The sequence below is a fragment of the Streptomyces krungchingensis genome (assembly GCF_054729265.1).
This window is the reverse complement of record NZ_JBPUKY010000001.1, coordinates 1,195,111-1,210,246: the sequence shown is the minus strand read 5'-3', so window position 1 is coordinate 1,210,246 and position 15,136 is coordinate 1,195,111. Positions and strand designations below refer to the sequence as shown.

General features: G+C 72.5%; 9 protein-coding genes. 7 read left to right on the top strand and 2 right to left on the bottom strand.

Translation table 11 applies throughout. The features are described 5' to 3' along the window. The first annotated feature begins 20 nt into the window (after positions 1-20). Together ACSYGO_RS05520 and ACSYGO_RS05515 are read left to right on the top strand one after the other, a co-directional pair. On the top strand, positions 21-2,288 hold the full coding sequence (locus tag ACSYGO_RS05520) for a serine/threonine-protein kinase (protein WP_460385927.1): 2,268 nt from the start codon (positions 21-23) through the stop codon (positions 2,286-2,288). 318 nt (positions 2,289-2,606) lie between these two features. Beyond that, positions 2,607-4,172 (top strand): phytoene desaturase family protein, encoded by a 1,566-nt coding sequence (locus ACSYGO_RS05515; protein WP_426678382.1) that lies wholly within the window; start codon positions 2,607-2,609, stop codon positions 4,170-4,172. A 137-nt stretch (positions 4,173-4,309) separates the two neighbouring features. On the opposite strand, the gene ACSYGO_RS05510 is transcribed toward ACSYGO_RS05515, so the two are convergent. Further along, positions 4,310-6,097 carry a serine hydrolase domain-containing protein gene (locus ACSYGO_RS05510; protein WP_460385925.1) on the bottom strand — a complete coding sequence of 596 codons (1,788 nt, stop codon included), beginning with the start codon at positions 6,095-6,097 and terminating at the stop codon, positions 4,310-4,312. A 168-nt stretch (positions 6,098-6,265) separates the two neighbouring features. Here ACSYGO_RS05510 and ACSYGO_RS05505 point away from each other — a divergent pair, with 168 nt between their 5' ends. From ACSYGO_RS05505 to ACSYGO_RS05490, 4 genes are all read left to right on the top strand, one after another. Next, complete coding sequence (locus ACSYGO_RS05505) at positions 6,266-7,378, top strand: nitronate monooxygenase (RefSeq protein ID WP_426678384.1); 1,113 nt, start codon at positions 6,266-6,268, stop codon at positions 7,376-7,378. Further along, entirely contained in the window at positions 7,375-8,925 is a 1,551-nt protein-coding gene (locus ACSYGO_RS05500) for an acyl-CoA synthetase (protein WP_460385924.1), read from the top strand. The genes ACSYGO_RS05505 and ACSYGO_RS05500 overlap by 4 nt, the downstream gene beginning before the upstream one ends. Before the next feature lie 119 nt (positions 8,926-9,044). Then, positions 9,045-9,965, top strand: coding sequence for an NAD-dependent epimerase/dehydratase family protein (locus tag ACSYGO_RS05495; protein WP_426678386.1), 921 nt, complete (start codon positions 9,045-9,047; stop codon positions 9,963-9,965). A gap of 48 nt (positions 9,966-10,013) precedes the next feature. Beyond that, a complete protein-coding gene (locus ACSYGO_RS05490; protein ID WP_426678387.1) occupies positions 10,014-10,880 on the top strand; it encodes an RNA polymerase sigma-70 factor in 867 nt (288 codons plus the stop codon). A gap of 60 nt (positions 10,881-10,940) precedes the next feature. Here ACSYGO_RS05490 and ACSYGO_RS05485 read toward each other — a convergent pair whose 3' ends face one another. Further along, positions 10,941-13,388 (bottom strand): penicillin acylase family protein, encoded by a 2,448-nt coding sequence (locus ACSYGO_RS05485; protein WP_460385923.1) that lies wholly within the window; start codon positions 13,386-13,388, stop codon positions 10,941-10,943. 175 nt (positions 13,389-13,563) lie between these two features. Between ACSYGO_RS05485 and ACSYGO_RS05480 the strand changes: the two genes are divergently transcribed. After that, positions 13,564-15,063, top strand: coding sequence for an acyl-CoA synthetase (locus ACSYGO_RS05480; RefSeq protein WP_460385922.1), 1,500 nt, complete (start codon positions 13,564-13,566; stop codon positions 15,061-15,063). Positions 15,064-15,136: the final 73 nt, after the last annotated feature.

The following is a 15,136-nucleotide window of genomic DNA, read 5'->3' as shown; positions in this document are numbered from 1 at the left end:
GACGGGGGCGATCACACGAGATGGCGGACTCCAGGCTGATCCAGGGCCGGTACCGACTGCTCGATCTGATCGGGCGCGGCGGCATGGGCGAGGTGTGGCGTGCGCGCGACGAGTCGTTGGGCCGGCAGGTCGCCGTCAAGTGCCTCAAGCCGCTGGGACCGCACCACGACCATTCCTTCACGCGTGTCCTGCGCGAGCGGTTCCGGCGCGAGGCCCGTGTCGCCGCCGCTCTCCAGCACCGTGGTGTGACCGTGGTCCACGACTTCGGCGAGTCCGACGGAGTGCTGTACCTGGTGATGGAACTGCTCGACGGGCGCAACCTCAGCCAGCTCCTTGAGGACAACGAGCACCATCCGCTGGCGGTCGCCGATGTGGTGGACGTCGCCGACCAGGTGGCCGCCGCGCTGGCCTACACCCACCAGCAGGGCATCGTGCACCGAGACCTGAAGCCCGCGAACATCATGCGGCTGGCCGACGGCACCGTGAAGATCTGCGACTTCGGCATAGCCCGCCTCGGCCACGACATCGGCTTCACCTCCCGGCTGACCGGCACCGGCATCGCCATGGGCACGCCGCACTACATGTCGCCGGAGCAGATCAGCGGCTCCCATGTCGACCAGCGCAGCGACCTGTACTCGTTCGGGTGCGTGCTCTACGAGATCGCCACCGGGGCACCGCCGTTCGACCTCGACGACGCGTGGGCGGTCCTCGTCGGCCACCGCGACACACCCCCCGAGCCACCGCGCAGCCACCGCGCCGAACTGCCCGAGTACGTCGAGCGGATCATCCTGGACCTGCTCGCCAAGCAGCCCGAGGAGCGCCCGCAGGACGCCCGCGAGCTGGCCCGCCGCATCGGCGCGGGCCGCGCCACCCCGATGTACGTGCCCACGGTGGTCACTCCCGCGGTCACGGGCCGCCGTGCCGTGGCGCCCTCGACACAGACGCGCCCCGAACAGCCGCCGTCCCGCGAACCCCGGCTCCCGTCCTGGACCCGTGGCATGACCACCGGCCACAAGGCCGCCGGAGCCGGACTGCGCAGCACCCCGCCGGACGCCTCGGCCGGCCTCACCGGAGACTGGATCGCCCGGCCCTCGACCGCCGTGACGACCCGGCCGGCGGCCCCCGAACGGCCCGCCCCGCCACCGGAGTTGATCACCACACTGGCGGGGCGGCACAACGCCGGGCTGAGCCTCGGGCGGCTCGGCCGGTGGACCGAGGCGGGCGAGGTGCACCGCGCCGTCGCCGCCGAACGCGAGCACGCCCTCGGCCCCGATCACCCCGACACGCTCGCCAGCCGCTACGAGGTCGGCTTCACGCTCAGCCGCACCGGGCGCCCCGCCGACGCGCTGCGCGAGTACGCGCACGTCGCGGAGGCCAGGGAGCGCGTGCTCGGCGCGGACCACCCCGACACCCTCGCCGCGCGCCAGGAGATGGCGTACGTGCTCGGCCAGTTGGGCCGCCACTTCGAGGCGCACCAGACCTACACGTCGGTGCTCGCCGCCCGTGAGCGGGCCATGGGCGCCGACCACCCCGACACGCTGCGCTGCCGCCACAACCTCGCCTTCAACCTGAGCAGGCTCGGACGGCTGGAGGACTCGTACCGCATGGCGAGCGAGGTCGCCGCCGCCCGGGCCCGCGTCCTCGGCCCCACCCACCCCGACACCCTCGTCACCCGGTACGAGGTCGCCTACGCCCTCGGGCAGCTGGGTCACTGGCCCGAAGCGCTCCACGCCTACCAGGAAGTGGCCGACGCACGCGCCCAGGCGCTGGGGCCCGACCACCCCGACACCCTCGCCGCCCGCTACGAGGTGGGCATCAGCCTCGGCAGGCTCGGGCGCAGCGCACAGGCCCTGACGCTCTACCGGGACCTGATCGACGACCGCGTCCGCGTGCAGGGCCCGACGCACCCCGAGACCCTGCGCGCCCGGCACGGCCTGGGGGTGAACCTGGGCCGCATGGGCCGCTGGGAGGAGGCGCTCGCGGAGTCCCGCGACGTGTGCGCGATCCGCGAACGCGTCCTCGGCCCCGACCACCCGGACACCCTCGTGAGCCGCAGGGAGGTCGCCGTCGGCCTCGGCTGGCTCGGCCGCTGGGCCGACGCCCTCGCCGAGTACCGCGGTGTCGCCGCCGCCCGCGAACGCGTCCTCGGTCCCGACCACCCCGACACCCTCGGCAGCCGCAACGACGAGGCGCACTGCCTGGAGCAGCTGGGTCGCGGCCAGGAGGCCGTCGAGCTGTACCGCAGGGTGGCGGCGTTACGCCAGCAGCGGGCTTCCGGCGGCCACTGAACGGGGAGCCATGGCCGCCGGTCACCACACCCCGGCCGCGACGGGGCCGTGTGTCGGGAGCGCCGTGTTGCCGCACTCCGGTGGCGGCCGGGCCGTGTGTCGGGGGCGTCCGGCACCGCATTCCGGTGGCGGCCGGGAGGCGTGTCGGGAGCGCCGGGCACCGTACCCCGGTGGCGGCCGGGAGGCGTGTCGGGGCCGCCGGGCGCCGGACGCCGCCCTCCGCTGAACGGCGAGTCAGCACCGCTCCCGCCCGCTCGGGCGCCCGCCGCTTGCCGCGCACCCCTGGCCGACGTAGATCATCACGTGCTACGAAGAAGCATGCCTGCACACGAGGGATACGACGCCGTGATCGTCGGCGGTGGCCACAACGGACTGGTCGCCGCCGCCTACCTGGCCCGGGCCGGACGGTCCGTGCTGGTTCTGGAACGTCTGGGGAACACCGGCGGCGCGGCCGTCTCGACCCGTCCGTTCGCCGGAGTCGACGCGCGCCTTTCGCGCTATTCGTACCTGGTCAGCCTGCTGCCCCGGAAGATCGTCCGGGACCTCGGCCTCGACTTCCGGGTCCGCGGGCGCACCATCTCCTCCTACACCCCCGTCGAGCGCGACGGCCGGCCCACCGGGCTGCTCGTCGGCGGCGGCGAGCGGCGCACCCGCGAGGCGTTCGCGCGGCTGACCGGCTCCGACCGCGAGTACGAGGCCTGGCAGCGTTTCTACGGCATGACCGGCCGCGTCGCCGAGCGGGTGTTCCCGACGCTCACCGAACCCCTGCCCACGCGCGAGGAGCTGCGCGGCCGCGTCGACGACGAGGACGCCTGGCGGATGCTCTTCGAGGAGCCGGTCGGCGCCGCGGTGGAGGAGTACTTCGCCGACGACCTGGTCCGCGGTGTCGTCCTCACCGACGCGCTGATCGGGACCTTCGCGGACGCCCACGACTCCTCGCTGCGGCAGAACCGCTGCTTCCTCTACCACGTGATCGGCGGCGGCACCGGGGCCTGGGACGTGCCGGTCGGCGGCATGGGGGCGCTCACCGACGCGATCGCCGGCGCGGCCCGCAACGCCGGCGCCACGATCGCCACCGGTCACGAGGCGATCCGCATCGAGACGGACGGCACGTCCGCGGAGGTCACCTACCGGACCGCCGACGGCGAGGGCGTCGTCGCCGCCCGGCACGTCCTCGTCAACGCCTCACCGCGGGAGCTCGCCCACCTCACCGGCGACGAGCCGCCCACCCCGGCCGAGGGCGCCCAGCTCAAGGTGAACATGCTCCTCAAGCGGCTGCCCCGGCTGCGTGACAGCGCCGTCGACCCGCGCGAGGCGTTCTCCGGGACCTTCCACATCGCCGAGGGGTACGAGCAGTTGGCGACCGCCCACGCGCAGGCCGCGTCCGGCGAGCTGCCCGCCGCGCCGCCCTCCGAGATCTACTGCCACTCGCTCACCGACCCGAGCATCCTCGGCCAGGACCTCGTCGACCAGGGCTACCAGACCCTCACCCTGTTCGGCCTGCACACTCCGGCCCGGCTCTTCGAACGGGACAACGACGCGGTCCGGGACGAACTGCTGAAGTCGACGCTGGCGCAGCTGGACGCCCATCTCGCGGAGCCGCTGGCCGACTGCCTGGCCACCGACGCCGAGGGCCGTCCGTGCATCGAGGCGAAGACCCCGCTCGACCTGGAGCGCGACCTGCGGCTGCCGGGCGGCAACATCTTCCACCGCGACCTCGCCTTCCCGTACGCGCAGGAGGGCACGGGCCGCTGGGGCGTCGAGACCCGGCACGCCAACGTGCTGCTGTGCGGAGCGGGGGCGGTGCGCGGCGGCGGGGTGAGCGGCGTTCCCGGACACAACGCGGCGATGGCCGTGCTGGAGGAGGCCGGCCGGCAGGGCTGACCGCCCGAGGAGGCGGTGCCGGCCGGGCGCTCCCACGAGCGCGCCGGCCGGGCACTGCCACGAGCGCACCCGCCGGTGCGCGGCCGGCGCGACCGCGGCCCGCCCGGGCGGCCGGCACTCCCGTCTCCTCCGAGCCGTCAGTCCCGGGACGCCACCCAGCCGACCGCCTCGATCCGTGCGGCGTCCGCGGGACGTGCCTCGTCGAAGAAGACACGGTCACCGCTCTCGACCCGCTGGCCGTCGACGTACGCGCCCCGGCCGACGTACAGGCGGTCGGTCGTGTACCGCCAGCGCAGCGTGAGCCGTGGCGCCTGCGGCACCTGGGCGACGAGCCGGTGCCACACCCGCCCGGACCAGCCGGTGGCCGTACCGGCCGGATGCTCCTGAGGCTCCTCCCCGGGCGCCACCGTGGTGAACGGCACCGGCTGCCAGGTGGCCCCGTCGTCGGTCGAGGACTCCAGGAAGAGGAGGTCCGACTGCGGTTCCGTGTCCCACCACAGGGCGCAGCGCAGGCGGGCGGGGCCCGCGCCGGTGTCGAGCGGGGGCAGGGCCAGTGTGGCCGTCGTGGCGTTCGCCGTACCGGAGAACCAGGACGCCCGTCCACGTGCGGGGCGGACCGGCACGGCCCGTGCCAGGTTGGTGGCGGCGGCGACCCGGGGAGCGGAACCGGATCGCCAGGTGCGCACCGGGTGCACGGAGTTGCCGAGGACGACGAGGAAGGAGTCGGTCGTCGGGTCGAGGACGATCGAGGTGCCGGTGAAGCCGGTGTGGCCCGCCGTGCGCGGGGTGGCCATCGCGCCCATGTACCAGTGCTGGTAGAGCTCGAAGCCGAGGCCGTGCTCGTCACCGGGGAAGGCCGTGTTGAAGTCCGTGAACATCAGGTCGACGGTCTCCTGCCGCAGGATGCGGGCCTTGCCGTACGTTCCGCCGTTCAGCAGTGTCCGGCCGAGGACCGCGAGGTCCCAGGCGCAGGAGAACACACCCGCGTGTCCCGCGACTCCGCCGAGCGAGTAGGCGTTCTCGTCGTGCACCTCGCCCCACACGAGGCCGCGGTTCAGCCCCGACCAGGGAAGCCGTGCGTCCTCGGTGGCGGCGATCCGCGGTTTCCAGGAGGCGGGCGGGTTGTAGCGGGTGCGACTCATGCCCAGCGGGGCGGTTATCTCGTCGTGCAGGAGCACGTCGAGGGTGCGGCCGGTGATCTTCTCCAGGACCAGCTGGAGCGAGATCAGGTTCAGGTCGGAGTAGAGGTAGACGGTGCCGGGGGCATTGAGGGGCTTCTCGTCCCAGATGAGCTTGAGTTTTCCCTCGCGCGTCGGCGCGTTGTAGAGGGGGATCCAGGCGCGGAACCCGGAGGTGTGCGTGAGCAGTTGACGGATCGTGACGTCCTGTTTGCCGCCGCCCGCGAACTCGGGGAGATAGGAGGCGACGGTCGCCTCCAGCTCCAGCGCGCCTCGCTCCATCTGCTGCACCGCGAGGATGGAGGTGAACAGCTTCGACACGGAGGCGAGGTCGTAGACGGTGTCCTCGGCCGCCGGGATCTGCTGGTCCGCCGGGAACTCCACGCCGGTGTCCGTCTTGTCGTCGTACGCCGAGTAGCGCACGGCCATGCCGATCGGCCGGTGCAGGGCCACGGTCGAGCCGCGTCCGGCGAGGAGCACCGCGCCCGCGTACCAGGGGTGCCGGGGCGAGGGCGCGAGGAACGCCTCGGCGTCCGTGACCAGTTGATCCAGATGGTCGCCGAGCAGGCCCGCCTCGCGGGCGGTGCCGTGGCGCAGCGTCGCGCGATGCCCCGTCTCCCGCGCGGCCACCGCGGGGCCCGCGGGGAAGGGGGCGAGGGCCAGCGCGCCGCCCACGGCCAGTACGGTGCGGCCCCATTGACGACGGGTCAGCCCGCCGCCCGCTCTGTCCTCAGCGCCTTCGGTCATCGAGCTGCCTCCCGCGTCGCCTGAAAGTATCTTTCCGGACCCAGTGTGCGGAGTGAAACTTTCCTGTCAGACGTGCTCGTGTCAACCCTCCCGGGTGGGCGCGAAGAAATCTGACGGAGCATCAGAAAAGGCCTTCCCTCGTCCGGAGGACTGCGGCATCCTGCGCCCATGCAGACGGAGCTGAGCAAGAGACTGGGAGTCGAGCACGCCATCTTCGGCTTCACGCCGTTTCCCGCCGTCGCCGCGGCCATCAGCCGCGCGGGCGGATTCGGGGTGCTCGGCGCGGTCCGCTACACCGCACCGGACGAACTGGCCCGCGACCTCGACTGGATCGAGGCGCACGTCGAGGGCAGGCCCTACGGCCTCGATGTGGTCATGCCCGCGAAGAAGGTGGAAGGCGTCACCGAGGCCGAGGTCGAGGCGATGATCCCCGCAAGCCATCGCCAGTACGTCGAGGACACCCTCGCCAAATACGGCGTGCCCGAGCTCGCGGAGGGCGAGGCGTCCGGATGGCGCATCACCGGCTGGATGGAACAGGTCGCCCGCGGCCAGCTCGACGTCGCCTTCGACTATCCGATCAAACTCCTCGCCAACGCGCTGGGTTCACCGCCCGCCGACGTCGTCGAGCGCGCCCACGACCGCTCGGTCCTCGTCGCGGCACTGGCGGGCAGCGCCCGCCACGCCCGCAAGCACGCCGAAGCGGGCATCGACATCGTCGTGGCACAGGGCTACGAGGCCGGCGGACACACCGGGGAGATCGCCTCGATGGTGCTGACGCCCGAAGTCGTCGACGCCGTAGACCCGTTGCCCGTCCTGGCCGCGGGCGGGATAGGCAGCGGACAGCAGGTCGCCGCGGCGCTCAGCCTGGGGGCCCAGGGTGTATGGCTCGGCTCGCTGTGGCTGACCGTCACCGAGGCCGAGATGCACTCGCGCGCCGTCACCCGCAAACTGCTGGCGGCCGGGTCCGGCGACACCGTCCGCTCCCGCGCGCTGACCGGCAAACCGGCCCGCCAGCTGCGTACCGAGTGGACCGATGCCTGGGACTCCCCGGACGGACCCGGGACGCTCCCGATGCCGCTCCAGGGGCTGCTGGTGGCCGAGGCGCTCTCGCGCATCCAGAAGTACGAGGTGGAGCCGCTGCTCGGCACACCGGTCGGGCAGATCGTCGGCCGGATGAACAGCGAACGCAGCGTCCAGGCCGTGTTCGACGACCTGACGCGGGGTTTCGAGAGGGCCGTCGACCGCATCAACCGCATCGCGGGCAGGGAGGAGCGCTCGTGAACACACCGCCGAACGGATTCTGGGCCCAGGCCGCCGCCGACCCCGGGCGCACGGCGCTCGTCGCACCGGACGGAGAGGAGTGGACGGCGGGGCGGCTGCACGACGCGGCCAACCGGCTCGTCCACGGACTGCGCGCCGCGGGCCTCGAACGCGGCGACGCCTTCGCGGTCGTCCTGCCCAACTGCGCCGAGTTCTTCGTCGCCTACCTCGCCGCGTCCCAGGCGGGCCTCTACCTCGTCCCGGTCAATCACCATCTGGTCGGCCCCGAGATCGCCTGGATCGTCTCCGACTCCGGTGCCAAGGTCCTCATCGCGCACGAACGGTTCGGGGACGCCGCCCGGAGGGCCGCCGACGAGGCCGGGCTCCCGGCCTCGCACCGCTACGCCGTGGGCGCCGTCGACGGCTTCCGGCCGTACGCCGAACTCCTCGACGGTCAGCCCGTGACACCGCCCGCCGACCGCACCCTCGGCTGGGTCATGAACTACACCTCGGGCACCACCGGACGTCCGCGCGGCATCCGGCGCCCGCTGCCCGGCAAACTCCCCGAGGAGTCGTACCTCGGCGGCTTCCTCGCCATCTTCGGCATCAAGCCGTTCGACGGCAACGTGCACCTGGTCTGCTCGCCGCTCTACCACACCGCGGTGCTGCAGTTCGCCGGCGCGTCCCTGCACATCGGGCACCGGCTGGCCCTGATGGACAAATGGACGCCCGAGGAGATGCTGCGCGTCATCGACGTCCAGCGGTGCACCCACACCCATATGGTCCCCACCCAGTTCCACCGGCTGCTGGCGCTGCCGCAGGAGGTGCGGGCGCGCTACGACGTGTCGTCGATGCGCCACGCGATCCACGGTGCCGCCCCATGCCCCGACCATGTGAAACGGGCCATGATCGAGTGGTGGGGCCACAGTGTCGAGGAGTACTACGCGGCCAGCGAGGGCGGAGGTGCCTTCGCGACCGCCGAGGACTGGCTCAAGAAGCCCGGCACGGTCGGAAAGGCCTGGCCCATCAGCGAACTCGCCGTCTTCGACGACGACGGCAAGGAGCTGCCGCCGGGCGAGCTCGGCACCGTGTACATGAAGATGAGCACCGGCGGATTCTCGTACCACAAGGACGAGGCCAAGACGAAGAAGAACCGCATCGGCGACTTCTTCACCGTCGGTGACCTCGGATATCTCGACGAGGACGGGTACCTCTTCCTCCGCGACCGCAAGATCGACATGATCATCTCGGGCGGGGTCAACATCTACCCGGCCGAGATCGAGTCCGCGCTGCTCACCCACCCCGCCGTCGCCGACGCGGCCGCCTTCGGCATCCCGCACGACGACTGGGGCGAGGAGGTGAAGGCCGTGGTGGAGCCCGCCCCGGGCCATGAACCGGGCCCGGCGCTCGCCGCGGAGATCCTCGGCCACTGCGAGCAGCGGCTCGCCGGGTACAAGCGGCCCAAGAGCGTGGACTTCATCGAGGTCATGCCGCGTGATCCCAACGGAAAGCTGTACAAGCGGCGCCTGCGGGACCCCTACTGGGAGGGCCGTACCCGAGCGGTGTGACGCAGGTCACATCAGCGACCTGTCACGCGGAGGCGCACTCGCCCGTCCTGATGCCGAAACGCCCCCGGGAGCTGCTCCCCGGACCGCCCGGGGGCCCGACATCCAGGAGATGAATTCCCATGCGTGTACTCGTCGCCGGAGCCACCGGAGTCGTCGGACGGGCGCTCGTCCCGCTGCTCGCCTCGGTCGGACACGAGGTGGTGGCCCTCTCCCGCACCCCCGGCAAGGGCACCGTCGCCGCCGACGCCCTCGACCGCTCGTCGCTGCACAAGGCGGTGCGCGAGGCGGCCCCCGACGCGGTCGTGAACATGCTCACCGCCATCCCGGCCGCCATCGACCCGCGCCACCTCGCCCGCGACTTCGCCCTGACCAACCGGCTGCGCACCGAGGGCACCCGCAATCTGTACGAGGCCGCCCACGACGCGGGCGTCAAGAAGATCGTCGCCCAGGGCCTGGCCTACGCCTACGACCCGGCCGGACAGGGCGCCGCCGGCGAGGACGCCCCGCTGTGGCAGCGTCCGCCGAAGCAGTTCGTCCCGGTCCTGGAGGCGCTCAAGGAGCTGGAGCTGCGCACCGCCGACGCGGGCGGCACCGTCCTGCGCTTCGGACATCTCTACGGGCCCGGCACCATCTACGCCTCCGACGGCTCCTTCGTGCAGCAGGTCTCGGCCGGCAAGGTGCCGCTGGTCGGCGGCGGGAACTCCGTCTTCTCCTTCACCCACACCCACGACGCCGCCACCGCGGTGATCGCCGCGCTCGACAAGCCCGCGAGCGGCCCGCTGAACATCGTCGACGACACCCCGGTGGCGCTGCACGAGTGGCTGCCCGAACTGGCCCGGATGCTCGGCGCCAAGGAGCCCAAGAAAGCACCCGCGGCACTCGCCCGGCTCGCCGTCGGAAGCTGGGGCGTGGCCTTCATGAACGGGCTGCGCGGCGCCGACAACGCGCGCGCCGTGCTCACCCTCGACTGGCGGCCGAGGTACGCCTCCTGGCGCGCCGGGTTCGCCGCCGAGTTGAATGGTGTGACGGCCGGGCGCTGACCGGCAGGGAGCCGGCCGTACGCCGAACCGCAGGAAAGGAATGAGGAGTTGGAGACTCCGGAGCAGGCGACCGAGCAGTTCGAGGCGTACCGCCCGCTGCTGCTCGGCCTCGCCTACCGGCTGCTCGGCAGCATGTGGGACGCCGAGGACGTCGTCCAGGACGCCTACCTCCGCTGGACCGGCACCGACCGGGCGGACGTCCGTGAACCACGGGCCTTCCTCATCACGGTTGTCACCCGCCTCGCCCTGGACCAATTGCGCTCGGCCCGCGTCACCCGTGAGGCGTACACCGGGCCCTGGCTCCCCGAGCCGGTCGCGACGGGAGCGCTCGGCCCGCTCGACACCGCCGAGCTGCGCGACACGGTGGCCTACGCGACCGTGCATCTGATGGAACGTCTGGCGCCGCCGGAGCGCGCGGTGTTCGTCCTGCGCGAGGCCTTCGACCTGCCGTACGACGAGATCGCGCGCATCCTGGACACGACCGCCTCGAACTGCCGCCAGATGCACCACCGCGCGAGCCGCCGGGTCACCTCGGGGCGCGACAAGTTCGCCCTCGCCGAGGACGACCACGCCAAACTGCTGGCGAGCTTCCTGGAGGCCGCGCAGAGCGGCGACCTGAGCGGTCTCACCGACCTGCTGGCCGAGGACGTGATCGCCTGGAACGACGGCGGCGGCAAGGTCAGGGCGGCGCTGCGCCCGGTCGTGGGCCGCGACCACGTCGTCGCGTTCATCGCCGGACTGGTCGCCCGCTATCCGTTCGGCGAGGCACGGGTCGTCGACGCCAACGGCGCCCCCGCCCTCGCGCTCGCGGTCGACGGCATCGAACAGGTCGTCACCATCTCCGTGCAGGACGGACGCATCGACGGGGTCTACGCCGTCCTCAACCCCGAGAAGCTGGGGCACGTGGGCCGGTGAACCGGCGGTCCTGACGCACGTGGGCCCCACCCGCGTGGGGTGGGGCCCACGTGCTCGGCGTCAGCGGTGCTCGCCGACCCGGACCACCCTGAGGCCCGGCGAGGACAGGATGTCCTTCTCGCAGAACCGCGACGTGACCCACCGCTCACCCGAGAACAGTCGCGTCTGATCGCTGTAGTGCGGCGAGTTCGGGTTCGACGACTGCGAGTACGTCAGCAGCGTGCGCGCGACCGGGCAGCGGCTGCCGTCCCAGCCGACGGCCTGGATGTACGACGACCCGGTGGTGACCTCGGTGTAGCCGCCGGCCGCCGGGTTCCACACCGGCTCGACCTTGTTCCACACCCCGAGCGACTCGGTGCCGCCCGGCACCGGGATGCGCTCGCCGCCGCGCACGACGAACTGGTGCGCGCCGAGCTTCTCGTCCGGCGAGATGCCCGCCGTGCCCAACTCCGTCACGGTGTCCGCGAGGGCCGTGGCGAAGCCGGCCGCGTCCGTGTTCAGCGTGTTCGGGGTACGGACCGGGTCCGCCGGGGAGAAGGGCACCTTCCACAGCTGCGCGGCCGGTACGGCGGCCGTCAGCTTCCGCCAGAACCGGTCGAAGAACAGCGCGCCCCGGCTGCCCGTGTCCATGGAGTGGTCCCATGCCTCGAGCACACCGCACGCCTCGGTCACGTCGACGGCCTTGCCGTCGCTGCCGGTCGCCGTGCCGCCCGGCAGCGCGGCACACGCGCGCGCCACGTCGTCCGCGGCCAGATCACCCGCGGGCACCCGGTTCGCGAACTGCTGCGCCTGGAGATCCCGTACGGTCAGCCGGCCGCGGCCCGCCATCGCCGCCACGTCCTCGACGGCGCCGCGCGTGCGCATCGACCGCTGCGTGCCGATCGTGCCGAAGACCCGCTCGTACCCGGTCACCGGCCGGTCCGCGTTGGCCAGCCAGGCACTGTCGTTGGAGTTCTCCGCGTACGGCGCGTCCCGCAGCACCGGCATCTTCGCCGGTCCGAAGATCCCGGGCTGCACGGCGTCCGGGTCACTGCCCAGCGCGCAGTCCCCGCGTGAGCCGTCGAGGACGGCGACACCGGACGACGGATAGGTGACCTTGCCGAGCGGTGTCGAGCAGCGCTGCGCCAGGTCGTCGGTGATGCGCGGGATCACCTGGGACTGGGTGAACAGCGAGTGGCCGCCCGAGTCGGCGGCGATCGTGTTCACCCAGGGCAGCCCCTGGGTGCGCCGCAGGGCGCTGAGCACGCCGGCCGTGTCGCGGGCCTTGGCGAAGCCGAGCGCGGTGTCCGAGGCGCGGAGGTTGGCCGCGTTCGGGTCGCCCAGCGCGTACGCCGTGGTGGACGTCCAGGGCAGCGGCAGCTGGGAGCCGAGCGAGGTGACGACCGGGCCGTACCGCGTCCACCATTGGGTGCGCGTGACGGGCGCGCCGTCCTTCACGGCCACGGTGACGGTCCGCCGTGTCATCCGCTCCGACCTGCCGTCCACCAGGTACGACGTCGGATCGGCCGGATCCAGCGCGAGCTGGTGGAGGTTGAGGGTGACGCCCGTCGCGACGGTGTGGCTCCACGCGACGCGGGCGGTGTGCCCGATGGATATCGTCGCCGAACCGAGCAGGGCCCCGCCCTGGACGTCCAGCCGCCCCGGGATGGTCTGCTGCATCTGCCAGAAGCGCCGGCCGCCCTGCCAGGGGTAGTGCGGGTTGCCCAGCAGCAGGCCCCGGCCGTTGGCCGTCGTGGCACCGCTGAAGGCCACCGCGTTCGACCCCATGTCGGCGTTGTCGAAGAGCTCCCGGGCGGCCCGGGCGGCGGCCTGCGCGTTCGGGGTCGCGGTGCTCCCGGACGCATGGCCCGTCTCCTGCGAGGCGGCGGTTCCGGCGGGTGCCGTCGCGGGCGGCTGCGCGGCGGTGATGCCGTCGATGCCCCGGCCCTGGCCGCCCAGCACGGCCAGGGCGAAGCCCCGTGCGGCCACGTCCAGTCGGGTCACCGGGCGGACCCAGTCGGCGCCCCGGCACGCGGGATCGGTGACGCGGTTCTGAGCGAGCCAGGCGTTGTAACCGGCCGCCCAGCCGCGCATCAGATCCTCGGCGTCGCGCCCGGGCCCCCGCGGCGCGGGTTCCGCGAGCAGCTTCTCCACCGTGCCCGCCTCCCGGACACCACGGAAGTACAGGTCGCTGGAGAGGTTCTTGGCCGCCGAGGACAGCGAACCGTCCGGCGCCGCGTCGGGCCCGAAGTAGCGGGAGCGCTCCCCGCGCAGCGTCACGAATCCGTCGGCGAGGGTGCAGACCTGGTCGGCGGCCTGCGCCCAGCCGGTGCCGAAGCCGAGGTTCGCGTAGTCCTTCGCGACGATGTGCGGGATGCCGTACTCGGTGTAGCGGATCACGGCCGACAGGCCGCCGTGCGAGGGATGTTCCTGACGGTCCTGCCGCTCGGCCGCGGCCGCGGGCAGCGTGGCCGAGGCGGTGAGCAGGGCGACGGCCGTGACCACGAACCGTCTCAGGCGGGTGCGCATCGTGCCTCCCAACATCATTGGCGGAAAGGGCGGTTGAGCGTACCAACGGGTATGTCATCCGGAGAGGGGTCCGTCGCGATCCCGCTGCGCGGGCCGCGCGCCGCGGGGCACCCGGACGAGACCCCGGTGCGTTCGTCTTGACCTCCCTCGTGTCGCGGACCGAGGATCATGTGTCATGACGCCAGGACAGGGCAGCACGGTTGACGGGGTGCTGCGCCGCAGCGCCCGGCGCACCCCGGCACGCGCGGCGGTCGACTACCGCGAGCGCTCGTGGACGTACGCGGAACTCGACGACGCGGTCTCGCGCGCGGCGAGCGTGCTCCTCGGACAGGGGCTCACCCCCGGCGACCGGGTCGGCGCCTACGGACACAACTCCGACGCGTACCTGATCGGCTTCCTCGCCTGTGCCCGCGCCGGACTCGTGCACGTCCCGGTCAACCAGAACCTGACCGGCGACGACCTCGCCTACATCGTCGGGCAGTCCGGCAGCACCCTGGTCCTGGCCGACCCGGACCTCGCGGACCGGCTCCCCGACGGCGTGCGCACCCTGGCGCTGCGGGACGCCGACGACTCGTTGCTCGCCCGGCTGGACTCGGCGGTTCCGTACGACGGCGACGAGCCGCGCGGCGACACGCTCGTGCAGCTGCTCTACACCTCCGGCACCACCGCCCTGCCCAAGGGCGCGATGATGACGCACCGCGCCCTGGTGCACGAGTACCTGAGCGCGATCACGGCCCTCGACCTGAGCGCGGGGGACCGGCCCGTGCACTCGCTGCCGCTCTATCACTCGGCGCAGATGCACGTCTTCCTGCTCCCGTACCTCGCGGTCGGCGCCTCGAACGTCATCCTCGACGCGCCCGACGGCGACCGCCTCTTCGACCTGATCGAGGCCGGCCGCGCGGACAGCCTGTTCGCACCGCCCACCGTGTGGATCGGCCTGGCGAACCGGCCCGACTTCGCTACCCGCGACCTCGGCGGGCTGCGCAAGGCGTACTACGGGGCGTCGATCATGCCGGTGCCCGTCCTGGAGCGGCTGCGTGAACGACTGCCGAAGCTGGCCTTCTACAACTGCTTCGGCCAGAGCGAGATCGGACCGCTGGCCACCGTCCTCGGGCCCGACGAGCACAAGGGGCGGATGGACTCCTGCGGACGCACCGTGCTGTTCGTGGACGCGCGGGTGGTCGACGAGGACGGCAAGGACGTGCCGGACGGGACACCGGGCGAAGTCGTCTACCGCTCACCGCAGTTGTGCGAGGGCTACTGGGACAAGCCGGAGGAGACCGCGGAGGCCTTCCGCGACGGCTGGTTCCACTCGGGGGACCTCGCCGTGCGCGACGCCGACGGCTACTTCACCGTCGTCGACCGGGTGAAGGACGTCATCAACTCCGGTGGTGTACTGGTCGCCTCACGGCAGGTCGAGGACGCGCTGTACACGCACGAGAAGGTCGCCGAGGTCGCCGTGATCGGGCTGCCCGACGAGCGCTGGATCGAGGCCGTCACCGCCGTGGTCGTCGCCCGCGGCGAGGTCACCGAGGCCGAACTCGTCGCTCACGCACGCGAGAAGCTCGCCCATTTCAAGGCACCCAAGAGGGTCCTGTTCGTGGACGAGCTGCCGCGCAACGCCAGCGGGAAGATCCTCAAACGGGAGCTGCGGGACCGCTTCGGCGAGGACTAGGGCGCGTATCGAGTCGTGATCAACTTGCGGGATGTGTCTTCGTGGCACGGTCCGGTCCGATAGACGGTCTTAC

Coding starts and splice junctions, on each gene's coding strand:
- ACSYGO_RS05520 (WP_460385927.1), top strand. CDS start 21: ATGGCGGACTCCAGGCTGATCCAGGGCCGGTACCGACTGCTCGATCTG.
- ACSYGO_RS05515 (WP_426678382.1), top strand. CDS start 2,607: ATGCCTGCACACGAGGGATACGACGCCGTGATCGTCGGCGGTGGCCAC.
- ACSYGO_RS05510 (WP_460385925.1), bottom strand. CDS start 6,097: ATGACCGAAGGCGCTGAGGACAGAGCGGGCGGCGGGCTGACCCGTCGT.
- ACSYGO_RS05505 (WP_426678384.1), top strand. CDS start 6,266: ATGCAGACGGAGCTGAGCAAGAGACTGGGAGTCGAGCACGCCATCTTC.
- ACSYGO_RS05495 (WP_426678386.1), top strand. CDS start 9,045: ATGCGTGTACTCGTCGCCGGAGCCACCGGAGTCGTCGGACGGGCGCTC.
- ACSYGO_RS05485 (WP_460385923.1), bottom strand. CDS start 13,388: ATGCGCACCCGCCTGAGACGGTTCGTGGTCACGGCCGTCGCCCTGCTC.
- ACSYGO_RS05480 (WP_460385922.1), top strand. CDS start 13,564: ATGACGCCAGGACAGGGCAGCACGGTTGACGGGGTGCTGCGCCGCAGC.